Below are 20,119 nucleotides of genomic sequence, written 5' to 3'. Positions count from 1 at the left end.
GGGCCGGGTTTTTGAGTAAATGTACTTAAAACCGGCGAACTTGAAGCGAAGCGGCTGCTATTGATCCATTCGGCGAAAAGCCTGAACGCTGCAACGGCGACCTTGCTCAGAGTGGGTATCGCAGCGAGGTTGACCATGGCCGCAAAGTCTAAAGAGCATAAAAAGCAGGGCGCCCTGAATTGCAACGGTACCGTTCATGGCTCGGCGGAGGGCCTGGCAATCACCTGCTACGACAAAGCAGGGCACAGGGTAGCGAATCTGCGCCTATCGAATCTCCAGCTGCGTAATGAAACGCTCATCGCAGCCGCTATCCGCCATCTGTATGGCCAGGTGCGCGATACAGAGCGGCCGGAGTGACCATCGCTGACGACGAGCGGTTAAGCCGGACTTAAATCGCCCGTTGACATGTCCACGCAATCGACCAGAATCCCTATCTTCAACTTCAGGGAACATCTGTTGATGGCGAAGATGGCCCTCAGGGCGGCGGTGCTTCATATCAGGCAATACTTCCAGCCGTTGGTGGTGAGCATCACCCCACTTAGCAGCCGCACCATGGACGTAACCTTGCTCGACCCGAAAACAGGCGAGTCCGTTACGCTTCAGGCTATTCCTTGCCGCAGACTGATATCGCCCGCCGAGCTTTTTCAGCTGATCAACCTGATCGAGTCGCAGGCCAAGGCCCGCATGTCCAGCCTGTTCGCCACCCACTTCGTGAACAAGCTGCAGCAGCTGTGAAGTGTGACGGGACAAACCGCACGCCCATGGCGTAAAATTTTCCGAACGTTCCCTTGAACACTCTTTCCTATCTGCATGGCTAGAGCAGATCAGCATGAACACGTACATCCAACAGTTTGCAAGGGCGGTCGCTGAGCGCTTCACCGTGGTAATTGAATCGCATCAGGGGAGGGTGAGATTGCAGTGCCTGGATAATGCTGGGCAGCTGGTTACCACGCGTGTGTTCAGTGACCGACAACTCAGAAACGGCGCGCTCGTTTGCATGGTGCTGGCCGATCTCAGGCTCTCGCTCTACAAGCAAGACGATCACCCTCCGCTTATCCCGCTACCGGAAACCCACCACCCCAGGGCGTCCTGATCACGCCTCTCTTCCCATAAGCGAACCCTTGTCCGTTGCGTTTCTTCAAAGGCGTTTAGCCAGTCACTGCCCGCGTCAGCCACTGAAAGAAACGACTAGAGGCGAGCCAGTTGCCCATCCGCTGGTCAGGCGAGCCGAAGACTGAACCAGTCAGCGATCGTGATGCGATAGGGCGACTGGGCATCATTAGATGGCCGAAAGTCGTTGGAGCCCATTTTCGACAGGCCGCCCCGATACCTCAGACCGATAGGCCGTACCCTCAATCGCGGTCAGGCGTCAGGCGTCAGCCGGCTGGCGTGCCAGCAGCAGGCTGCGCCTCGGGCTGGTTTCCCGGCAGGAAGCGCGCTACGTCGATAGCGTCGATCTGGTCCGGGTGCAGGTGGCGCCGGGCGTAGCGCATCGGCATTTCGCTGCGCAGGAACAGGGCGAACAGGTCGGCATCGATATGCCCGTTATCGCGCAGCCTGGCGAGAATCTCGATGGATTCCGAGAGCGTCTTGGCCTGCTTGTAGGGGCGGTCGGAGGCCGTCAGTGCTTCGAAGATATCGGCGATGGCCATGATGCGCGCCGGGATGGACAGCTGGCTCTTGTCCAGCTTGCGCGGGTAGCCGGTGCCGAGCAGGGTTTCGTGGTGGGTGCCGGCATATTCCGGGACCCGCTTGAGGTTCGACGGCAGCGGCAGGTTTTCCAGCATGACGATGGTCTGGATAATGTGCTCGTTGATCTTGAAGCGCTCTTCGGCGGTCAACGTGCCCTTGCTGATGCTCAGGTTGTAGAGCTCGCCATGGTTGTAGAGGTGCTCCGGCACGCTGATCTGGAAGCCGTACTTGGGGTCGAAGTCCTTGGTTTCCGGGCGCGGGAAGACGTGCTGCGGCTTGTCGGCCAGTAACCGCTCGAGTGCCGGTAATGGTGCCACGGGCAGTTCGGCAACGCGCATCAACTCGGCCTGGGAGAGCCCCAGGCGATCATCGAAATGCCGCAGCCAGGTACGCTCGGCTGCCCTTTGCAGGGTGCCGACGTGCTCGGGGTTCATCAGTTCGCTGCCGATATTGCAGCCGGCGATAAAGGCGAATTCGTCCTGCAGTGCCTGGGCGGTAGCCTGGTACTTGGCGTCGGCCTGCGCTCTGTCCTGGCCGTCGAGCAGCTGCTGCAGGCGCTCGAGCTGAGCATCGCGCAGCAGTACCTCGAAGCGCATGCGCACCTCGTGGATGCGGTTGTAGATGGTCTCCAGCTTGGTGGCCTTGTCGACCACGTGCTCGGGCGTGGTGATCTTGCCGCAGTCGTGCAGCCAGGCGCCGATACGGAACTCGCGCCATTCGTCTGCCGTGGTGAAGCGAAAGCTCGCCAGCGGGCCTTCGCTCACCTCGCTGGCCGCCTCGGCGAGCATCATCGCCAGCTCCGGCACCCGTTCGCAGTGGGCGCCGGTGTAGGGGCTCTTGGCATCGATGGCGCCGGCGAGAATCTCGATCATGCCGTCGATCAGCGCCCGCTGGGAATCGATCAGGTTATGGTTTTCCAGGGCCACGGCGGCCTGGGAAGCGAGGGCGCCAATAAAAGCCACCACCGGCGGAGAAAAGGCGGTGACCTCGCCGGTCTCGACGTCCAGGGCGTTCATGAACTGCAGCACGCCGATCACTTCACCGCCGCGTGGTGCCAGCGGTACGGTCAGCATGGAGACGGTATGAAAGCCCGATTCGTTGTCGAAGCGGCGGGTGCCGCTGAGGTCGAAGCGGCTTTCGCCGTACACGTCGTCGATCACCACGGTTTCATTATGCAGCGCCGCGTAGGTCGACACGTGTCGTTCGTTGGGCAGGCCGGTGTGCGGGTCATGCAGGGGAATCTCGACCGTCGGCAGCTCGTCGTCCATGGAGCGCAGGGCGAAGCGCAGCGTGCCGTGGTCGGTTTTCAGGTACATGGTGGCGGCCTGGGCATTACAGGTGCGCTTGCCCTGCATCAGGATATGGCGCAGCAATGCGTCGCGGTCGCGCTCGGAGGAGAGCAGCAGGCCGTTTTCCACCAGGCTGGCCAGCTTGAGCTGGGAGGCCTGCAGCGCCTGGGTCTGGCTTTGCAGCGCCTCTTTCATCTCGATGTGGTTGCGGTTGAGGGTTTCGATCTCGGCGAACAGCGAGGCCGGCGGCAGTTCGCCGGAGAAATCCATCTGGCGGATTTTTTGCGTGTCCTGCACCAGCAGCTCGATGGTGCGATCTATGCTCTGCATACCGCCGAGCACCAGCGGCATGGTGCACAGCAGGATGCCGACGGACAGGCCCAGCACCAGCAGGGGCGGGGCGCCCAGGGTCAGGGCGAGCAGCGGTGCCAGCTGCAACAGCAGGAACAGGGTGACCACCAGGCTCCTGCTCCTGAAGCGTAGTCTGATTCGCTGCTTGATTTGCCCTGATGCCATACTGCAACCTGCGCTACGGTCCCATCGCGTATTTCACGTACCATCCGACCAGGCAACGGTGCTGCGGCTGGATGTGCAACGCTCAGTTCGACTCAGGGAATGAGATTAAAAAAGGAGAGTACTGTGTTTGCACCTTTCAGGATATGGTCACTGGCTGGCGTATTGCTAGCTGGTTCGGTTTTTGCTGCTGACCCCAGCTCGTCGATCGGCTATGTGATGAAGGTCCAGGGTGAGGCTAGCGTCACCCGGGATGGCGCGACCGTGCCGGCGACGATCGGCACGCCGCTGTACGTCGGCAGCACGGTGAAGACCGGCCCGGCGGGCTCCCTGGGCGTGACCCTGGAGGACAACACGGTGATGTCCTTTGGACCCAACAGCGAGCTGACCCTGGACGAATTCATCTTCGACCCGGCCCAGGACGAGCTGAAGCTGAGCGCCAAGATCAGCCACGGCACCCTGGACTACATTTCCGGCACCATCGCCAAGCTCAAGCCGCAGGCCGTCGAGATCAACACCCCGACCGGCACCATCGGTGTGCGTGGCACGCACTTTCTCGTCAAGGTTGATTGAGTGCTAAAGGCTATGTTCTGCAATCGACTGCGCGCATTTGCCATCCTGTTCTGCGCCTTGCTGAGCAGCGGCTGCGCGTCCAAATCCTACGTGGTGCTGGTGGAAAGCCCCGATGGCAGCACCGGCGCCATCGAGGTCAGAACCGGCAAGGGCCTGGCCCGGGTCGACCAGAAGGGCTATGCGGTCAACCTCGACGGCAGCAGCGCCAGGCCCTTCCAGGTCGAGCCGCCCAGGCTCGAGAAGGATTTCTCCGCCGCCCGGGCTGCCCAGCCAGCGCTGCCGAAAAGCTATTTGCTGTATTTCAGGACCGGTGGCGCCAAGCTGACCGAGAAGTCCCAGGCGGAGATTCCCAAGATATTGCAGACCGTGCGTGATCGCGGCCCCTCGGCGGTGTCGGTGATCGGCCATACCGACACCGTTGGCAGCAAGATCGATAACGAGGATCTGGGCCTGCTGCGCGCCCGGGCCATCGCCCGCCAGCTACAGGAAAATGGCCTGCAGGCGCTGGAGCTGGTGGTGACCTCCCACGGCGAGGGCAACCTGTTGGTGAAAACCCCGGACAACACGCCGGAACCCGCCAACCGCCGGGTTGAAATCACCGTTCGCTAAGAGCCTGTTCAAAGTCTAGCGAGCTAGAGCAATGCGAGGCCTAGGCGGCCCCACAAAAACAGGCGAGGACGCGGAGTTTACGAGCTGTAAATGAGCAGTCCGACTGGGCTGGCAATCCAGCCTGTTTTTAACGCCGCAGTGCCGACGCGCAGCAGACTTTGAACAGGTTCTAAGGCCCGCCTTACTTGCTGGCCATCACCAGCCGGTTGCCGCGCTCACCGTTGCGCAGGCGCTGCAGGTGATAGGCCACCAGTCCATCCCAGGGTCGCTGCTCGCTGAGCGTCTCGAATGCGCTCAGCGCCTCGGCCGCGCCACTCGCCAGCAGGCGGTAGGCCGCTTCGTAGGCCACGTCGCGGTCAGTTGCCGGCACGGCCATCGCCTCCAGCGGTTCGAACACCTGCACGGCCTCGGCCTTGCCCTTGAGCAGCACCTCGCCGACCGGACGCATTGGCACCTCCGGGCACTGCTCGTGGATGGCGGCGGACACGCAGACCAGGGTGCCGATCTGGCCGTTCAGGCTTTCCAGGCGCGAGGTGGTGTTCACCGGATCACCCAGGGCGCGATAGTCGAAGATCACCGAGCCGCCGAAGTTGCCCACCACCACCTCACCGCTGTGCACGGCGATACGGGTCTGGCCGAAGGCGATGCCGCGCTCGCCCAGGGCGGCGACGTAACCCTGGGCGAAGCGGTTGATCTCCAGGGCGCAGGCCAGGGCGCGCTGCTGGTGATCGGCCTGGGGGATCGGCGCCGAGAACATGATCGCCACCGCATCGCCGACGATACGGTCGAGGGTGCCCTCGTGACGAAAGGCGATGGCGATCACCTGTTCCAGGTAATCGTTGAGCAGGCTCACCGCGGTCTCGGGGGCCTGGCGCTCCATCATCGCGGTAAAGCCGGTGATATCGGTGAACACGAAACTGCAGCTTTGCCGCTGCCCGCCGAGTGCCAGCTGCTCCGGGTGGGCGACCAGGTGGTTGACCAGATTGGGCGACACGTAGCGCGAGAAGGCTTGCTGGATCCAGCGTTGCTCACGCTCGGCGGCCATGTGGCGCACGATGCTGGCGGCGCCATAGACCAGCATCAGGCCCAGCGACGGGGTGAACAGGTCGAGCAGCAACCGGTGCGTGGCGAAGCCGTACCAGGCCGCCGCGTTCAGCGCCGCGACCAGCCCCAGCATCAGCAGCGCCGACAACAGGGCGGGGGCGTACAGCGCCGCTATGCCCAGCACCAGGCCGCCCAGCAGCAGGGCCAGGCCTTCCACGGCCAGCGCCCAGCCGGGGCGCAGCAACAGGCTGTCGGTCAGCACCTGTTCCAGGGCCTGGGCGTGTACCTCGACGCCGGGAATGATCCCGCCCAGGGGGCTGAAGCGCAGATCCTGCAGGCCCTGGGCGGAGGTGCCGACCAGGATGATGCTGCCGGCGAGCGGCGGCGCCGTGCCGTCCAGCACCTGCCAGGCGGGGATGCTGCGGCTGGCCTGGGGCCGGGTGAAATACACCCACAGCTCGCCGCTGGCCGCCGTGGGGATCTGCAGCCGGCCGATATCCACCCGCTGCACCCCCGAATCCCTGCTGATGATCCGGTAGCGCCCGGTGCGCTGGGCCACCCGCAGTGCCTCGGCGACCAGCGATGGGCGCAGCTCGCCGGCCAGCGACACGAAAAGCGGCACCCGCCGTACCACGCCATCGGCGTCGGGGCGGAAGGTCATGGCGCCGAGGCCACGGGCGGCCTGTTCCAGCTGCGGCAGAGGCCGCGCAGCGCCCTGGAAGGCAGGTACGAAAGCCAGCGGCGAGGGACCCTGCAGCACCATGCCGAAGCGGCTCAAGGGTGGCCCGCCGGCGCCCGGGCTCTGCTCGGCGGCAAAGCCGAGCACCACATTGCCGCGCGCCAGTACCCCGGCGAATTGCCCGTCATGGTTCGGCAGGGCAGCCAGTTGCGTGGCCAGTCCCGGCGGCAGCAGGCTGCCACGCAGCAACTGCTCGGGCGAGGTACGATCGGGCTCGGCGAACAGCACGTCGAACACCACCGCCGCGGCGCCGGCCTGTTCTAGCCGCTCCACCAGCGCAGCCACCTGGGTGCGCGGCCAGGGCCACTGGCCGATGCGCTTGAGGCTCTCTTCATCGAGGTCGACGACGCGCACCGGCGCCTCCTGGTAAGGCCGCGGCTGCCAGCGCTGGTACTGATCGAACACCGCGTGGCGAGCCTTCTGCACCGGCATCGGGTCGATCAGAAACACCATGCAGAGGCCCAGCAACACGGCCAGGCAGAAGCCGCCGCTTGGGGAAAACAGACGAGACTTAGCCATGTATCAGGGCTCTTGGCAGGGGGAAGAACTGCAGCTGGGTCATGGAAGGTACCTGGGATGCCGGGCAGATGGGCCGGCTGCCTAGCGCGCAGCAGCCCTTGACCTGTCCTTGCGCCCGATTCGATCAAGGCGGTGATTCGTTTGGCCGCGACTTTGCCACATAAACCTCTTCCATGGAGGCTCAGCAGGGCGAGGCCTTCACGAAATCGATAAAGGCCCTGAGCGGCGAGGGCAGGTAGCGGCGCCCCGGGTAGTACAGATACGGGCCCGAGAAACTCTGCCACCAGGGCTCCAGTACCGGTTCCAACGCGCCGCTGTGCAGGTGCGGGCGCAGCCAGTCCTCGAACAGGTAGACCATGCCCAGGCCGTCGATCGCCGCCTCTACGGCCAGGTCGACGGCGCCGCCGATGCGCACGATCAGCGGGCCGTTGGGATCGACGCTGATGGTCTCGCCGTCGCGTTGGTACTCCCACAGCGGCATGGCGCCGCTGGGGAACTTGCCGCGCAGACAGGCGTGCTGCAGCAGATCGCGCGGGTGCTCGGGGCGCCCGTGGGCATCCAGGTAGGCGGGCGAGGCGGCGGTGGCGCAACGTTGCAGGCGGGGGCCGATGGGCACGGCGATCATGTCCTGTTCCAGGCGATCGTCGTAGCGAATGCCGGCGTCGCAGCCCGCCGCCAGCACGTCGACGAAGCTTTCCTCGGCGATCACTTCCACGCGGATGTCGGGGTAGGCCTTCAGGAAGGGGGTGATAAGCCTGGGCAGCACCAGCCGCGCGGCGCTCAGCGGCACGTTGAGTTTCAGGGTACCGGTGGGGCGGTCACGAAAGTCATTGACCACGTCCAGCGCCGCGGTCACTTCGCCCAGCGCCGGCACGATGCGGTTCATTAGCAGTTGGCCCGCTTCGGTCGGCAGGATGCTGCGAGTGGTGCGGTTCAGCAGGCGCACGCCAAGGCCAGCCTCCATGCGGCGCACGGCATCGCTGAGGCTGGAGGCGGATTTGCCACTGAGCCGTGCGCCTTCCCGAAAACCGCCGGCGTTCACCACGGTGACGAAGGCCAAAAGATCCTGAATGTCGGTGCTCACTGTTCGCTCTCCCGTACGGCCTGTGCCGATTGCACCCGATTATCAGCGCAGGGGTCAACGCCTATAGTCGCCTCCACATTCACTGATCGAGGCAGATGACATGAGCAACGCCAGCCAGGCCGGTAGCTTTTCTCTCGGTGAACGCACCGTCAATCGCATGGGCTATGGCGCCATGCAGCTCGCCGGGCCCCAGGTGTTCGGTCCGCCCCGGGACCGCGCTGCGTCGCTGGCGGTGTTGCGCGCCGCACGGGATGCCGGGGTCAACCATATCGATACCGCGGACTTCTACGGCCCCCACGTCACCAACCAGCTGATCCGCGAGGCGCTGCACCCCTACGGCGATGAGCTGGTGCTGGTCACCAAGGTCGGTGCCCGCCGCGCGGCGGATGCCTCCTGGCACCCGGCCGCGACCCCTGCCGAATTGACGCGGGCCGTGCACGACAACCTGCGCAACCTGGGTGTCGAGGCACTGGACGTGGTCAACTATCGGGCCTGGGGTACGCTGCATGCCCCCGACGAAGCGTCCATCGAGGAGGCGTTCGGCACCCTGGCCGACCTGCAGCGCCAGGGGCTGATCCGTCAGCTGGGCCTGAGCAACGTATCGGCGGTGCAGATCAGCCAGGCCCAGCGCATCGCGCCGGTGGTCTGCGTGCAGAACCACTACAACCTGTCGCATCGCGACGACGAGCAACTGATTGCCGAACTGGCCCGCCAGGGCATCGCCTATGTGCCGTTTTTTCCGCTGGGTGGTTTCTCGCCGCTGCAATCGGAGGTGTTGTCCAGCGTGGCGGCGCGCCTGGACACCTCGCCGCTGCGGGTCGCGCTGGCCTGGCTGTTGCAGCGCTCGGCGAACATCCTGCTGATTCCGGGCACCTCCTCGGTGACGCACCTGCAAGAGAATCTCGGCGCCAGCGAGCTGACCATTCCCCCTGCATTGCTGGCCGAGCTGGACGCCCTGGTCTGACAGAAGAGCGTTACGGCTACAGTGCCTTCTTGTAGCCGATATGCGAAGCCTCGAAGCCCAGCCCTTCGTAGAAGCGCTGGGCTTCTTTACGCGTGTGGTCGCAGGTCAGCTGGATCAACTGGCAGCCCCGTGCACGGGCTTGCGCGAAGGCCCACAGGAACATCTCCCGGCCGATGCCGGCGCTGCGGCAGTTCGGGTCGATACGCACCGCCTCGATCTGCGCACGCCAGGCGCCCAGGCGCGAGATGTTGGGCAGGAAGGTCAGCTGCAGGGTGCCGATCACCTGGCCCGCGTCAGCGACCACGACCAGCAGCTGGTTCGGATCGGCGTCGATGGCCTCGAAGGCGCTGACGTAGGCCGCTTGCAGCGGTGTGGAGGCATCTTCGCGAGCCTGGCCGAGCGGGTCGCTGGCCAGCAGGGTGACGATGGTTTCCAGGTCGGTGCGCTGTGCTTTGCGAAAGGTCAGGGTCGACATGGGGTGGTCTCCGGCGCGGGCAATGGATGTTTATTGCTGGAAAACTACATTAGCGCTAATGTATTTGGCAAAGGTGCTGATGGAGCCGTCGATGACCATGAAGATCGAACCTGGCCTGGGTGAGTTGCTGCGCTACGTGTCCGAGTTGGTGGAGCGCGGGGCCGAGCAGCATTATCAGGAGATGGGCCTCACCTACCGCGCGCGCTATACGCCAGTGCTGCGCGCCATCGAGGCGGGCGCCCGGACCATCACCGAAATCACCGCACGCACCCACCTGACTCAAGGGGCGATCAGCCAGACGGTGAACCAGATGGAGGCGGACGGCCTGATCACCCGCCAGCGCGGCGCCGATGCGCGCAAGAGCGAGATCCACCTGGCGCCGGCCGGTCAACGGCTGATGCCCCTGCTGATCGGTCACTGGGCGGCGACCTTCCACGCTATCGAACAGCTCGAACAGGATATTGGCCATCCATTACGACAGGTGTTGCGGGCGGCCGCCCAGGCCCTCCAGCACCAGGACTTCTCGCAGCGCCTGAGCGCCGCCAAACGACCACCCGCAGCAGGAGTGCCCGGTAATGAATGAGCCCCGTTCCACAGGCATCCGCGTGGAAGCCGGCGTGGTGGCCTTTCCCGTGCACTTCATGCGCGGCGGCACCTCCACCGGCCTGGTGATCGACCAGCGCTTCGCCCCCCAGGATGTCGCCCTGCGCGAGGAGCTGCTGCGCCACCTGATGGGCGTGCCGCTGCACGGCGAGACGCCCGGCAATCGTCAGCTCACCGGCCTGGGCCGCGGCCCGGCGACCAGCAACAAGGTGTTCTTCGTCGAACTGGAAAACGCCGAGGGCAAGCTGCGCCTGGTCAGCACCCTGGCGCAACTGGCTGCCAGCCATTCGGCCATCGACTGGAGCGTGAACTGCGGCAACATGTCCTCGGCGCTGCCGCTCTGGGCGCTGGACGTGGGGCTGGCCGATGGCGCGAGCGGCGATTTCGAGATCGATATCCGCAATACCAACACCGGGGTGATCACCACCGGCCGGGTGCTGCGCGATGCCGACAACGCGCTGCGCAAGGTGGCGATTCCCGGCGTGCCTGGGCATTTCCCGGGCGTGGACCTGTTCCTGCATCACCCGGTCGGTGCCAAGACCGGTGCCTTGCTGCCCACCGGTAATGTGCTGGATGTGATTGCGGGGCACGCAGTGTCCTGTGTGGACGTGGCGGTGCCGATGGTGATCATTGAGGCCGCGTCCTTCGGCAAGACGGCGCGCGAGCCGCTCGCCGAGCTGGAAGCCGATACCGCTTTCACGCAGGCGCTGCGCGAGGTGTGGATCGAGGCGGGGCTGCGCATGGGCCTGAAGAAACGCAGCGGCGAGTTAATGAGCCGCGAGGAGATCAACCGCAGCGAAACCATTCCCAAGGTTTGCATCGTCGGCCCGGCTACCGCGGGCGGCACGCTGTCGGTGCGCTACTTCACCCCGCAGACGCTGCACGCCTCCATGGCGGTATCGGGCGGCTGCTGCCTGGCTGCCGCCACGTTGATTCCAGGCACCGTCGCCGCCCGCCTGGCTGCCGCCAAACCGGCCGTAGGCGAGCCGTTCGACGAATATGCGGTAGCGATGGAAAACCCCGCCGGCACCCTCGACGCCACGGTGGTGGCTCGCGATCTCGGTGCCGGGCTGGAGGTCAGAACCGTGGCCTATCGGCGCAGCGCCCAGGTGCTCCAGCGCGGGCACGTGCCGCTGTACAACGCCTCGCAGGAATTGGCGGCGGTGCTGGTGGCGTTGATATAGGGCCAGGGAGGAGGAGGCTGGCCTCTGCGCTGCTCGGTTTTTTGACCATGAGCGCAGCGGCGAATCTCGGTATTGGAGCGCGCACCTGTGACCACCCTCGGCGCTGACCAGTTGGTGGTGTGCCTGAGCGGCCTGGGACTGTTCACGTTCGGCAGTCAGAGGGCGACCCTGTGGAACGGCCGGGGCCGGTAACGCTCAGAGGCGCTGCCGGCCGCTGGCCGCCTGGCAGCGAGTGCGCGTCAACAGCCATCTTGCAGCCCGAGGTGCTCCCGGTTGCGTGCCGTCTCGCCCGAGCATGTGTTGAGTTGTTCGATTAATTAGAATCTATCGTTCTATATTGGACGGCTATTTAGTTAAGTTGCCTGCGGGCATCATTTCCTCACTGCGGCTCACCAAGGTGGTGGCCCTTATCGAGGAACCAACCATGACTCACTCCACTGCACTCACCCACACCCCTGCCAACCTCTCCGCTGGCTCGGCACTCGCCGGGCGGATAATGCTGAGCGCCCTGTTCATGCTGTCGGGTATCTCCAAGCTCAGCGCTCCGGCTGCAATGATCGGCTACATCGAATCGGTGGGCATGCCGTTTCCTGGCTTGGCGCTGGCGCTGGCCATCCTTGTGGAACTGGTTGGCAGCGCGGCGTTGATCGTCGGCTATCGGACCCGCCTTGTTGCAGCCGGCCTGGCGGTATTCAGCATCGCCACGGCACTGGCCTTCCATGCCCAGCTGGGTGACCAGAACCAGTTCATCCATTTCTTCAAGAACCTCGCCATGGCGGGTGGGCTCTTGCAGGTCGTGGCGTTCGGCGCCGGCCGTTTCAGCCTCGATGCGCGTCGCGGCTGACGTCGAACAGACAGAGGAGATGCACCATGAAAGCGATTCGCGTTGCCCAATACGGCGAGCCGGAAGGCCTCACGCTGCAGGAACGTCCAGGCCTGGTGCCGGGCCAGGGTGAGGTACTCATCAACGTGGCGGGCAGCGGGGTGAACCCGGTCGACTGGAAGATCCTGTCGGGTGCCATGAAAGCGTTCATCCCGCTGGAACTGCCTTACACACCCGGCGTCGAGGTGGCCGGGCAGGTGGCGGCGGTGGGCGGGGGCGTTCAGCAATTCGCAGTCGGTGACCAGGTATTCGGATTCATCGGAATCGCGGGTGGCTTTGCCTCCCAGGTGGTCGCCCGTGCTGACCGGCTGGCCCACCGTCCGGCGCGCTTGTCCGCGCTCGAGGCCAGTGGGGTGCCGGCAGCGGCGTTGACGGCTTGGCAGGCGCTGCACGAACACGCCCAGGTCGGCGCCGGCCAGCGGGTGTTGATCCATGGCGCTGCGGGTGGAGTGGGCAGTATGGCGGTGCAGATGGCGCGTATTGCCGGCGCTACGGTGATTGCCACCGCCTCGGCGGCCAACCACGACTATCTCAACGGGCTGGGGGCGCATCAGGTGATCGACTACACCCGCACGGCGTTCGAAACGGCGGTCGATAAGGTCGATGTGGTGCTGGACCTGGTCGGCGGCGAGACCCAGGCGCGCTCCTGGGCGGTGCTCAAGACCGGCGGCGTACTGGTGTCACCGGTAAGCCCACCGGACGCTGCCGCTGCCAGGACTGCCGGGGCCACGGGCAGACATTTCGCAACCCGCTCCGATGGCGTTCAACTGGCCGAGATCGCTGCACGTTTCGACAAGGGCGAACTGGCGATCGAGGTCGAAGTCCTGCCGTTGTCACAGGCTGCAGAGGCCTTGCGCAGGAGCTTGCAACGGCATACCCGCGGCAAGCTGGTGCTTGACGCCAGCCGATGAATCCCCTTCAGCAGCAGAGCCGGGCATCGCCCGGCTTTTCTTCGTGCGCAAATGCCCGACAGCCAGGGCAATCGGGCAACAGCGGCTAGGTCAGTTACAGGTCACGCTGTACCTGTCCACATCGAACAGGAGGCGCACCCATGGCCCGTTACAGAAAAACCGACTATCCGCTGCACGACGTCCGCCGTCATCTCGAAACCGGCCCGATTGTGCTGGTGAGTTCCGCCTGGCGAGGGGAAACCAACATCATGACCATGGGCTGGCACATGATGCTGCAGTTCAGGCCAGCGCTGTGGGGTTGTTACCTCTGGGATGGTAACCACAGCTATGAGCTGATCCGTCGGAGCGGCGAATGCGTGATCAACCTGCCGACGGCCGATCTGGTGGACGCCGTGGTCGGCATTGGCAACAGCACGGGGACGGAGTTGGACAAGTTCCAGGCCTTTGGGCTGACCGCCGCGCCAGCCGCGTGCGTGGCCGCTCCCCTGATCGAGGAGTGCTATGCCAGTTTCGAGTGCCGCCTGGCCGATGACCGACAGGTCGACGAGTACGGCCTGTTCATTTGGGAGGTCGTCAAGGCGCATGTGGCGCCCGCCGTCGGCGAACCGCAGACCCTGCACTACCAAGGGCAGGGCCAGTTTCGGGTCGCCGGGCGTATGCTCGACCACAGCGATCATTTCAAGCCCCAGAACCTCTAGGCGCGCTCAGGGCTGCGATAGGCGCTTGGCGTCATGCCCACCTCCCGCCGGAACACCTGCGAGAAGTGGCTGGGGCTCGAATAACCGACCTCCATGCCGATGTCGATCACACTGCGGTCAGTGTCGAGCAGCAGTTGTCGGGCCCTGGCCATGCGCAGGCGGATGAAATACTGCGAGGGCGACGCGCCGGTGGCACGTTTGAACAGCCGGCTGAAGTGGTACTCGCTCAGCTGGGCCGTTTCCGCCAGGTCCGCCAGGCAGAAGTCGGCCGCCAGGCGCTCGTGCATCAGGTCGATCACCCGGCGCAGCTTGTAGGCCTGCAGCGAGTTGGCGCGCCGTGTGGTGGATAACGGATCGCGGTAGGTACGCACCAGGTGGACGCTCAGCGCCTGGGCCAGGCCGCGAACGAACAGGGGGCTGGGTTCGCGCGCCTCGACCAGCTCGACCCGCAGCTGTTCCAGCAGCACGCGCACCAGGCTGTCCCGGCCGCCGGAAACATCCCGGAAGTTGACGCTGTCCGCCTGAGCGCCCAGCACGTCACGGGCGGCCTGGTCGATCAGCGAATGGGCCAGGTAAAGGTGCATCACCTCGAAGGTGTCGCCTCCCCGGGTTTGCCAGCGCATCTCGTAGGGCTGGGCCGAGTTGGTCAGGTAGAAGTCGCCGACCTCGACCTCGGTCGCTGCCCATTCACCGCCCAGGTCGCGCTCCTCGACGGTAGCGGCCCCCGCCAGCACCATTACCAGCAACGGCTCGGCCACCGCCGGCACGAGGATCGGCTCGGCGATGCTGCGATGCGAGAACAGCTGCAGCACGACGTCCCTGAGGCCGGGACGCGGCGCCAGGGCACGGTGTGCGCTCGGCATGTAGCGGAGCATGGCTTCGGCGGGAATCCGTTCGGCGTGAAGGTGCCGTGCAGCCACAGCGTGATTGGTCGGATCGGATCGCTTCATGAGGGGCCATCGACGATGCCCACGGGCGAGGGCGGCGGTCGACAGGGTAGCGCACCGGTGGGCCTGTGCAACCGGGTTGCTCAGCCGGCCAGTGCCGGGATGGGTGCCTGCAGCGCGATGGCGGCGCGTACCGGGTCGAAGTACTCGCGGATGAACGCCAGCTTGCCGTTCTCCACGCGCACGAACAATACGTAGTCCTGCTGGTAAAGGCGGCCGGTCGGCCTGATCATCCCTTCGGCCTTGATCTCGGCGCTGGCCTCGGAGGCAACGGCGCCCGGGTGCACCTGCAGATCGAAGAAGCGGAAGTTCTCGACCGCGCCGACGAACCCGACATGCGCCAGCACCTGCTCGCGGCCTTGCAGCCGTGCCGGGTGGCCCAGCGTCGGCGCAAAGGGCAGCTCCCAGACGAGGTGGTCGGCGATGAGTGTTTGCCAGCGCTGCGGATCGTCGACAAGGGTGGCGAAATGCAGCTCAAGCAGTTCGGCGGCAGTGATCATGGCTGTGCTCCAGTGCAGGTAGGGGATGATCCTGGGCCCAGTGGGCGGCCAGACAGCCAACAGCGATGGCTGTAGGCGACGGCATGTCACCTGGATGGAATGCACTGTCTCACCGGCGGGCATTCGAGAAAAGCCGTCTATTTTTGATTCTACCGTTCGATAAAATCGAACTCATGTGGTTGACACCTGGGCTTTGAATCGTTCGATCAGCCAACGGGCGGCGGGGCCGGGTGGCGTGTCGGTGCGATAGATCACATCGAACAGGTAGTCGCCGCCTGGGCAGTCGGGCAGATCCAGGCGGACGAGCCGCCCGCTGCCCAGATCGTCTCGAATGATCGGTTCGGGCATGTTGCCCCAGCCGATGCCTTCGCGAAGTAGCATGTGCTTCGCGCCCAGATCCGCCAGCCTCCAGGTTCTCGTTCCGACCACAGCGAACTCCTGGTCATCCGTTAGCGTGGAACGATCGGTAAGTACCAGTTGCACGTGTTCCCGGCCGGCGCCTGGGCCGTGTGGGCCGGTAGCGGCCAAGGGATGCGCCGGTGCAGCCACTGGAATCAGCATGACCTTGCCTGCGCCGATACGGTCGATGCCGTCGATACTCCTGGTCAACGGGCCGCTGACGCCGAGCGTGGCACCGCGGTCGAGTACACGCTGGGTGACAGCACCCAATGCTTCGATATGCAGGTGCAGCGAGACGGTCGGGAATTGCTCGCGAAACGCCTTGAGCGCATCGACCACGCGCTCGCTCGGCAGCATCACGTCCAGTACCAGATGAACCTCCGCCTCGAGGCCGTGCAACAGACCGCTCACCTTGGCGCGCAGCCCATCGATGCCGCTGTAGATGCTGCGTGCCTCGGCCAGAACCGTGCGACCGGCATCGGTCAGCTGTGGTTTGCGGGTGGTCTTGCGGTCGAACAGGCTGATGCCCAACTGCATTTCCAGGTTGGCAATCGAATAACTGACGACGGACGTGGCGCGATGCAACTTGCGTGCGGCCCCCGCGAAACTGCCCACGTCCACCACCGTGAGAAATACCCGCAATTGATCCAGGGTAGGGGTGCCGGGATTATTGCTCATTTCTAATTCCTAGAACGTTTTGATGCATATTATATGGCTTTTTCCGAAAAGCCAGCGCGTCTAGAGTGGCCCCATCAACCAGCTGCTCAGCGAGATCCGCCATGACGCATCACACTGCCGCCTCTCCAATCGAACAGATCGTCCTGCCCAACGTGCGTGACATCGGCGGGTTCGATGTACGCCGTGCGCTTCCGTCTGCGCAACGCCGGATGGTCGGGCCGTTCGTTTTCCTCGACAGCTTCGGACCGGTGGCTTTTGGCGCTGGCGAGGGCATGGACACCCGGCCACATCCACACATCGGTCTGGCCACCATCAGCTACCTGCTTCAGGGAGAAATGCTGCACCGCGACAGCGCCGGCCATATCCAGCTGCTCGAGGCCGGGGAGGTCAACGTGATGGTCGCCGGCCGCGGCATCGTCCATTCCGAGCGCTCGAGCGACCCGGTGCGTGCCAGTGGCGGCACACTCATGGGGCTCCAGGCCTGGGTGGCCCTGCCCCAGGCGCATGAGGAAAGCGCACCGGGCTTCCACCATCTGAGCGCGCCCTCGCTTCCGGTGATCGAGGGGGAAGGTGTCTCGCTTCGTTTACTGGCTGGCGCGCTCGAAGGCCAGAGTGCCTCGACCCAGACCTTCTCACCGCTGTTCTACGCCGACCTGCAACTGCAGGCCGGTGCACGTTACCAGCTGTCCGCCGAGCACATCGAGCGCGCCCTGTACGTGGTCAGCGGCGAGGTGGAAGTGCAGGGCCAGACCGGTCGTTTCGGGGCGAACCAGTTGGTGGTGCTGCGGCCCGGCAGTGAGGTCGTCATCCGTGCCTTGAGTGGGGCGGCACTGATGGTGCTCGGCGGCGAGCCGCTCGATGGGCCTCGCCATATCTACTGGAATTTCGTTTCCAGCCGGCCGGATCGAATTCACCAGGCGGTCGAGGATTGGCGCGCTCGCCGCTTCCCTGACGTCCCCGGCGAGAGCGAATACATCCCGCTACCTGACAGCGGAGCGCGCTGGCGCTTCAAGGGCTGATCGATCTTCCCTATAGCGGCTGGCCATTTTTGGGGCCGTAGAGCAAGAAATCGAACGGGTGAGGCGCGAACGCCGATGGCGGGCCTCTTGTTCGTCACCAACCTTTCGGCATCCAGATCGGGGACACGGCAGTCATGCTTTCCTATCGTTTTTTCGTTATCGCAGCGGTAGCAGTGCTCACCAATGGCATGTCCATGCTGGGTTTTGCTGAACAGTCCGCTGGTGCGGTAGCGCGCACCCTTGAATGCAAAAGCACCATCAGCCGAACCTCGGAAATCCTTCAGGCGGGCACGCTCAGTGGCGAACCACTTTCATTGAATCGCAAGATCACGACAGCCTCGGCAAAGCCCCGAAAGTCTCCGGCGCCCGTCTGCGGGACAGTACAACCGTCATCATTGACGGCACCCCCCGAGGGTGCAGGCCGGCGAATGCCTCGTTCGGTCACGACTCTGGAGGAAATACCATGGCTGACATCACGAATACCGTCCCGCACGAAGTCGCAGGCAAGGTCGCGCTGGTAACCGGCGCCGCCAGCGGCATCGGCAAGGCCATCGCCCTGCTGCTGCATGGACGCGGTGCCAAGGTCGTCGCCGAGGATATCGACCCGGCCGTCGAGCAGTTGGCCGCGCCGGGCCTGGAGCCCCTGGTCGCCGACATCAGCGAGGATGGCGCTGCCGAGCGGGCCGTGGCCCTGGCCGTGGCGCGCTTCGGCCGCCTGGATATCCTGGTCAACAACGCCGGGATCATCATCAACAAGCCGGTGGTGGACATGAGCCGCGCGGACTGGGAGCGCATCCAGGCGGTCAACGCCACGGCGGCCTTCCTGCATTGCCGCGAAGCCATGAAGGCGATGATGCCGAACAGATCCGGCGCCATCGTCAATATCGCGTCCTACGCCTCGTATTTCGCCTTTCCCAGCATCGCCGCGTATGCCGCCTCGAAGGGCGCGCTGGCGCAACTGACCCGCACGCTGGCGCTGGAGGCCATCGAGCATGGCATTCGCGTCAACGCCGTGGGCTCTGGTGATGTGGTGACCAACATCCTCAACGAGGTGGTGGACGACGGCCCGGCCTTTCTGGCCCGGCACGGCGAGGCGGCGCCCATCGGTCGCGCGGCGCAGCCGGAGGAGATCGCCGAAGTGGTTGCCTTCCTGGCCTCGGATCGGGCGAGCTTCATGGTCGGGGCGGTGGTCATGGCCGATGGCGGCATGACGGTGACGGCCGGCTGAACCGGGCCGCCCCGCGCGGGCTAGGGCTTGAGCCGGCGCGCCAGGTCGACCACCCGTTGGCCCAGCAGCTCGGCGGTCTTCAGATCGCCTGCGCGGGGCGCCTCTTCGGCACTGGCATCGGACGGCGAGATGGCCAGGGCGCCGGCGAAGCCGCCTGACCAGTTGATATCGGCCGGGCCACTGTCTTTCTTGTTCGCAGGCATCAGTCCGGTTCCCACCCACACCTGGCCGTGCTGCTGCGACAGGGTCCAGAAGTACTGAATGGTCGAGAACTTGTCGCCGTTGACGGTCGCCGAGTTGGTGAAGCCGGCGGCCACCTTGTCCTTCAGAGCCTGCTTGATCCACAGCTTGGAGCTGGCGTCGGCGAACTTCTTGAACTGCCAGGCCGGGCCGCCCATGTAGGTCGGCGAGCCATAGATGATCGCGTCCTGCGCGGCCAGCACCTCGAGCGCGTCCTCCGGCAAGTTGCCGTCCTGGTCGATGCGAAGCAGGCTCACCTCGGTGTCTTCCTGGGCGGCGGCACCGCGCTGCACGGCCTCGGCCTGCTTGGCGGTGTGGCCATAACCACTGAAATAGACGATGGCGACTTTGATCATGACGGGTTTCCTTAACGGGTTGCTCGAGGATTTGCTAAAGCCGGGCCGGGGGGCCGGGGTGTATTCAGGCCAGCAGGGCATCGAGCCGCTGGTTCAGCGCATCGAGCGAGGTACCGGTGGCAGGGAGCTGATGAACACCCCGCTCATCGATGAACAGCAGGCTCGGGTAGGAGGTGACGCCCAGTTGGCGCGCCAGGGCAAAATCCCCCTGGGCGCGGGCCGTGGTCGAGGACGCGGCCAGCTCGTTCAACGCGGCGGCCTCGTCCAGGCCGTTCGCCCGTGCGATGGCGGCCAGCGTGGCCGGCTCCGCCAGGCTGCGGCCGGCCAGGTAGAACGCCGCCTGCAGTTCGTGGGCCCAGTGCACGGCGCGTTCGGGAGCCTGAGCCCGCAACACCGCCAGCGCCTTGGCAGCGTCCAGCGAGTCCATGACGGCCATGCCCTGGCGTAGCAGCGCCTGGTAACCCTCACCGAATACCGCGCCGGTCAGGCTGGCGATGCGGGTGTTGGCCTCCGGGATATGCGGGTAGTGGGCGATCGCGGTGGCGCGGCTGCCGAGAAACAGGCCGCCGCTGATCGCGGTGAACGCGACCCGCTGGCGGTTGGCCGCTTCGAATTCGCGCATGCGCGGTGAAAAGCCCCAGCACCAGCCGCAGTACGCATCCATCACGTACAGCACCGCGGGTTCGGAAAGGTTTGGCGCCTGAACGTTGGATGCGATCACCATTTGCTTGCTCCTGCGCCGATCCTCGCACCGGCATCGAGGTAGGTGGCCTGCATCGAGGTGGCGCCGGGCACCAGGGGGCGGGCGGCAACCAGGCGGATATCGGAAAGGGCGGTGGGCATGTTTAGTTCTCGCGACGGCAGCGGCAGGCTGCGGATGGAGTAACTTTAGGGTTTCGCTATCCGTGGATAAACTTCACGACGATTAAATGATTGTTAACCAGATCGGTGAAATGAATGGATCGCCTCTCG

The 20,119-nt window shown here is 64.9% G+C and carries 23 protein-coding genes; 13 read left to right on the top strand and 10 right to left on the bottom strand.

The features are described from left to right. Positions 1 to 135 precede the first annotated feature (135 nt). From SA190iCDA_RS19325 to SA190iCDA_RS19315, 3 genes are all read left to right on the top strand, one after another. Entirely contained in the window at positions 136 to 357 is a 222-nt protein-coding gene (locus tag SA190iCDA_RS19325) for a hypothetical protein (protein ID WP_139159473.1), read from the top strand. A 102-nt stretch (positions 358 to 459) separates the two neighbouring features. Then, the gene (locus SA190iCDA_RS19320) at positions 460 to 735 is read left to right on the top strand and encodes a DUF1652 domain-containing protein (RefSeq protein WP_070885780.1); all 276 of its coding nucleotides are present in this window, start codon (positions 460 to 462) and stop codon (positions 733 to 735) included. A 94-nt stretch (positions 736 to 829) separates the two neighbouring features. Continuing rightward, entirely contained in the window at positions 830 to 1,093 is a 264-nt protein-coding gene (locus SA190iCDA_RS19315; RefSeq protein ID WP_070885645.1) for a hypothetical protein, read from the top strand. A 283-nt stretch (positions 1,094 to 1,376) separates the two neighbouring features. Here SA190iCDA_RS19315 and SA190iCDA_RS19310 read toward each other — a convergent pair whose 3' ends face one another. Then, a complete protein-coding gene (locus tag SA190iCDA_RS19310; protein ID WP_236100915.1) occupies positions 1,377 to 3,440 on the bottom strand; it encodes an HD domain-containing phosphohydrolase in 2,064 nt (687 codons plus the stop codon). A gap of 273 nt (positions 3,441 to 3,713) precedes the next feature. Here SA190iCDA_RS19310 and SA190iCDA_RS19305 point away from each other — a divergent pair, with 273 nt between their 5' ends. Both SA190iCDA_RS19305 and SA190iCDA_RS19300 read left to right on the top strand, forming a co-directional pair. Next, positions 3,714 to 4,067, top strand: coding sequence for a FecR family protein (locus SA190iCDA_RS19305; RefSeq protein ID WP_236101316.1), 354 nt, complete (start codon positions 3,714 to 3,716; stop codon positions 4,065 to 4,067). Between the two features lie 12 nt (positions 4,068 to 4,079). After that, complete coding sequence (locus SA190iCDA_RS19300) at positions 4,080 to 4,676, top strand: OmpA family protein (protein WP_070885642.1); 597 nt, start codon at positions 4,080 to 4,082, stop codon at positions 4,674 to 4,676. A gap of 181 nt (positions 4,677 to 4,857) precedes the next feature. Here the strand turns inward: SA190iCDA_RS19300 and SA190iCDA_RS19295 are convergent, their stop codons facing one another. Together SA190iCDA_RS19295 and SA190iCDA_RS19290 are read right to left on the bottom strand one after the other, a co-directional pair. Beyond that, complete coding sequence (locus SA190iCDA_RS19295) at positions 4,858 to 6,978, bottom strand: CHASE2 domain-containing protein (protein WP_070885641.1); 2,121 nt, start codon at positions 6,976 to 6,978, stop codon at positions 4,858 to 4,860. 181 nt (positions 6,979 to 7,159) lie between these two features. Continuing rightward, on the bottom strand, positions 7,160 to 8,062 hold the full coding sequence (locus tag SA190iCDA_RS19290; protein WP_070885640.1) for a LysR family transcriptional regulator: 903 nt from the start codon (positions 8,060 to 8,062) through the stop codon (positions 7,160 to 7,162). A 100-nt stretch (positions 8,063 to 8,162) separates the two neighbouring features. Between SA190iCDA_RS19290 and SA190iCDA_RS19285 the strand changes: the two genes are divergently transcribed. Next, positions 8,163 to 9,026, top strand: coding sequence for an aldo/keto reductase family oxidoreductase (locus tag SA190iCDA_RS19285; RefSeq protein ID WP_070885639.1), 864 nt, complete (start codon positions 8,163 to 8,165; stop codon positions 9,024 to 9,026). A gap of 16 nt (positions 9,027 to 9,042) precedes the next feature. Here the strand turns inward: SA190iCDA_RS19285 and SA190iCDA_RS19280 are convergent, their stop codons facing one another. Beyond that, complete coding sequence (locus tag SA190iCDA_RS19280; RefSeq protein WP_070885638.1) at positions 9,043 to 9,501, bottom strand: GNAT family N-acetyltransferase; 459 nt, start codon at positions 9,499 to 9,501, stop codon at positions 9,043 to 9,045. Between the two features lie 91 nt (positions 9,502 to 9,592). Here SA190iCDA_RS19280 and SA190iCDA_RS19275 point away from each other — a divergent pair, with 91 nt between their 5' ends. From SA190iCDA_RS19275 to SA190iCDA_RS19255, 5 genes are all read left to right on the top strand, one after another. Next, a complete protein-coding gene (locus SA190iCDA_RS19275; RefSeq protein WP_070885779.1) occupies positions 9,593 to 10,084 on the top strand; it encodes a MarR family winged helix-turn-helix transcriptional regulator in 492 nt (163 codons plus the stop codon). After that, positions 10,077 to 11,288, top strand: a complete 1,212-nt coding sequence (locus tag SA190iCDA_RS19270; protein ID WP_070885637.1) for a PrpF domain-containing protein — start codon at positions 10,077 to 10,079, stop codon at positions 11,286 to 11,288. Before SA190iCDA_RS19275 ends, SA190iCDA_RS19270 begins: the two co-directional genes overlap by 8 nt. A gap of 424 nt (positions 11,289 to 11,712) precedes the next feature. Next, on the top strand, positions 11,713 to 12,132 hold the full coding sequence (locus tag SA190iCDA_RS19265) for a DoxX family protein (protein ID WP_070885636.1): 420 nt from the start codon (positions 11,713 to 11,715) through the stop codon (positions 12,130 to 12,132). A 26-nt stretch (positions 12,133 to 12,158) separates the two neighbouring features. Beyond that, on the top strand, positions 12,159 to 13,082 hold the full coding sequence (locus SA190iCDA_RS19260) for an NADP-dependent oxidoreductase (protein ID WP_070885635.1): 924 nt from the start codon (positions 12,159 to 12,161) through the stop codon (positions 13,080 to 13,082). A 140-nt stretch (positions 13,083 to 13,222) separates the two neighbouring features. Beyond that, positions 13,223 to 13,780, top strand: a complete 558-nt coding sequence (locus tag SA190iCDA_RS19255; RefSeq protein ID WP_070885634.1) for a flavin reductase family protein — start codon at positions 13,223 to 13,225, stop codon at positions 13,778 to 13,780. On the opposite strand, the gene SA190iCDA_RS19250 is transcribed toward SA190iCDA_RS19255, so the two are convergent. The 3 genes from SA190iCDA_RS19250 to SA190iCDA_RS19240 form a co-directional block, all read right to left on the bottom strand. Further along, positions 13,777 to 14,730: a helix-turn-helix domain-containing protein gene (locus SA190iCDA_RS19250; RefSeq protein WP_070885633.1), complete on the bottom strand. Its 954-nt coding sequence runs from the start codon at positions 14,728 to 14,730 to the stop codon at positions 13,777 to 13,779. The genes SA190iCDA_RS19255 and SA190iCDA_RS19250 overlap by 4 nt on opposite strands. Positions 14,731 to 14,810: 80 nt before the next feature. Further along, positions 14,811 to 15,227 carry a nuclear transport factor 2 family protein gene (locus SA190iCDA_RS19245; RefSeq protein WP_070885632.1) on the bottom strand — a complete coding sequence of 139 codons (417 nt, stop codon included), beginning with the start codon at positions 15,225 to 15,227 and terminating at the stop codon, positions 14,811 to 14,813. 171 nt (positions 15,228 to 15,398) lie between these two features. Beyond that, positions 15,399 to 16,304: a LysR family transcriptional regulator gene (locus SA190iCDA_RS19240; RefSeq protein WP_070885631.1), complete on the bottom strand. Its 906-nt coding sequence runs from the start codon at positions 16,302 to 16,304 to the stop codon at positions 15,399 to 15,401. A 101-nt stretch (positions 16,305 to 16,405) separates the two neighbouring features. Here SA190iCDA_RS19240 and SA190iCDA_RS19235 point away from each other — a divergent pair, with 101 nt between their 5' ends. Continuing rightward, a complete protein-coding gene (locus tag SA190iCDA_RS19235) occupies positions 16,406 to 17,323 on the top strand; it encodes a pirin family protein (protein WP_070885630.1) in 918 nt (305 codons plus the stop codon). A gap of 463 nt (positions 17,324 to 17,786) precedes the next feature. Continuing rightward, the gene (locus tag SA190iCDA_RS19230; protein ID WP_070885629.1) at positions 17,787 to 18,551 is read left to right on the top strand and encodes an SDR family NAD(P)-dependent oxidoreductase; all 765 of its coding nucleotides are present in this window, start codon (positions 17,787 to 17,789) and stop codon (positions 18,549 to 18,551) included. Between the two features lie 20 nt (positions 18,552 to 18,571). Here the strand turns inward: SA190iCDA_RS19230 and SA190iCDA_RS19225 are convergent, their stop codons facing one another. From SA190iCDA_RS19225 to SA190iCDA_RS23185, 3 genes are all read right to left on the bottom strand, one after another. Further along, entirely contained in the window at positions 18,572 to 19,147 is a 576-nt protein-coding gene (locus SA190iCDA_RS19225) for a flavodoxin family protein (protein WP_070885628.1), read from the bottom strand. Positions 19,148 to 19,211: 64 nt separating this feature from the next. Beyond that, positions 19,212 to 19,871, bottom strand: coding sequence for a DsbA family protein (locus SA190iCDA_RS19220; protein WP_070885627.1), 660 nt, complete (start codon positions 19,869 to 19,871; stop codon positions 19,212 to 19,214). Further along, the gene (locus SA190iCDA_RS23185; RefSeq protein WP_268963859.1) at positions 19,865 to 19,990 is read right to left on the bottom strand and encodes a hypothetical protein; all 126 of its coding nucleotides are present in this window, start codon (positions 19,988 to 19,990) and stop codon (positions 19,865 to 19,867) included. Before SA190iCDA_RS23185 ends, SA190iCDA_RS19220 begins: the two co-directional genes overlap by 7 nt. Between the last annotated feature and the right edge of the window lie 129 nt (positions 19,991 to 20,119).

The sequence above is a fragment of the Pseudomonas argentinensis genome (assembly GCF_001839655.2).
GTDB lineage: Bacteria > Pseudomonadota > Gammaproteobacteria > Pseudomonadales > Pseudomonadaceae > Aquipseudomonas > Aquipseudomonas argentinensis_B.
This window is presented reverse-complemented; position numbering and strand designations above follow the sequence as displayed.

What these genes read in the sequence shown, in the direction of transcription:
- SA190iCDA_RS19230 (WP_070885629.1), top strand. Translation starts at nt 17,787, where the DNA reads ATGGCTGACATCACGAATACCGTCCCGCACGAAGTCGCAGGCAAGGTC.
- SA190iCDA_RS19265 (WP_070885636.1), top strand. Translation starts at nt 11,713, where the DNA reads ATGACTCACTCCACTGCACTCACCCACACCCCTGCCAACCTCTCCGCT.
- SA190iCDA_RS19300 (WP_070885642.1), top strand. Translation starts at nt 4,080, where the DNA reads ATGTTCTGCAATCGACTGCGCGCATTTGCCATCCTGTTCTGCGCCTTG.
- SA190iCDA_RS19295 (WP_070885641.1), bottom strand. Translation starts at nt 6,978, where the DNA reads ATGGCTAAGTCTCGTCTGTTTTCCCCAAGCGGCGGCTTCTGCCTGGCC.
- SA190iCDA_RS19270 (WP_070885637.1), top strand. Translation starts at nt 10,077, where the DNA reads ATGAATGAGCCCCGTTCCACAGGCATCCGCGTGGAAGCCGGCGTGGTG.
- SA190iCDA_RS19255 (WP_070885634.1), top strand. Translation starts at nt 13,223, where the DNA reads ATGGCCCGTTACAGAAAAACCGACTATCCGCTGCACGACGTCCGCCGT.
- SA190iCDA_RS23185 (WP_268963859.1), bottom strand. Translation starts at nt 19,990, where the DNA reads ATGCCCACCGCCCTTTCCGATATCCGCCTGGTTGCCGCCCGCCCCCTG.
- SA190iCDA_RS19225 (WP_070885628.1), bottom strand. Translation starts at nt 19,147, where the DNA reads ATGATCAAAGTCGCCATCGTCTATTTCAGTGGTTATGGCCACACCGCC.
- SA190iCDA_RS19235 (WP_070885630.1), top strand. Translation starts at nt 16,406, where the DNA reads ATGACGCATCACACTGCCGCCTCTCCAATCGAACAGATCGTCCTGCCC.
- SA190iCDA_RS19260 (WP_070885635.1), top strand. Translation starts at nt 12,159, where the DNA reads ATGAAAGCGATTCGCGTTGCCCAATACGGCGAGCCGGAAGGCCTCACG.
- SA190iCDA_RS19220 (WP_070885627.1), bottom strand. Translation starts at nt 19,871, where the DNA reads ATGGTGATCGCATCCAACGTTCAGGCGCCAAACCTTTCCGAACCCGCG.
- SA190iCDA_RS19240 (WP_070885631.1), bottom strand. Translation starts at nt 16,304, where the DNA reads ATGAGCAATAATCCCGGCACCCCTACCCTGGATCAATTGCGGGTATTT.
- SA190iCDA_RS19250 (WP_070885633.1), bottom strand. Translation starts at nt 14,730, where the DNA reads ATGAAGCGATCCGATCCGACCAATCACGCTGTGGCTGCACGGCACCTT.
- SA190iCDA_RS19320 (WP_070885780.1), top strand. Translation starts at nt 460, where the DNA reads ATGGCGAAGATGGCCCTCAGGGCGGCGGTGCTTCATATCAGGCAATAC.
- SA190iCDA_RS19275 (WP_070885779.1), top strand. Translation starts at nt 9,593, where the DNA reads ATGACCATGAAGATCGAACCTGGCCTGGGTGAGTTGCTGCGCTACGTG.
- SA190iCDA_RS19325 (WP_139159473.1), top strand. Translation starts at nt 136, where the DNA reads ATGGCCGCAAAGTCTAAAGAGCATAAAAAGCAGGGCGCCCTGAATTGC.
- SA190iCDA_RS19245 (WP_070885632.1), bottom strand. Translation starts at nt 15,227, where the DNA reads ATGATCACTGCCGCCGAACTGCTTGAGCTGCATTTCGCCACCCTTGTC.
- SA190iCDA_RS19280 (WP_070885638.1), bottom strand. Translation starts at nt 9,501, where the DNA reads ATGTCGACCCTGACCTTTCGCAAAGCACAGCGCACCGACCTGGAAACC.
- SA190iCDA_RS19285 (WP_070885639.1), top strand. Translation starts at nt 8,163, where the DNA reads ATGAGCAACGCCAGCCAGGCCGGTAGCTTTTCTCTCGGTGAACGCACC.
- SA190iCDA_RS19315 (WP_070885645.1), top strand. Translation starts at nt 830, where the DNA reads ATGAACACGTACATCCAACAGTTTGCAAGGGCGGTCGCTGAGCGCTTC.
- SA190iCDA_RS19305 (WP_236101316.1), top strand. Translation starts at nt 3,714, where the DNA reads ATGAAGGTCCAGGGTGAGGCTAGCGTCACCCGGGATGGCGCGACCGTG.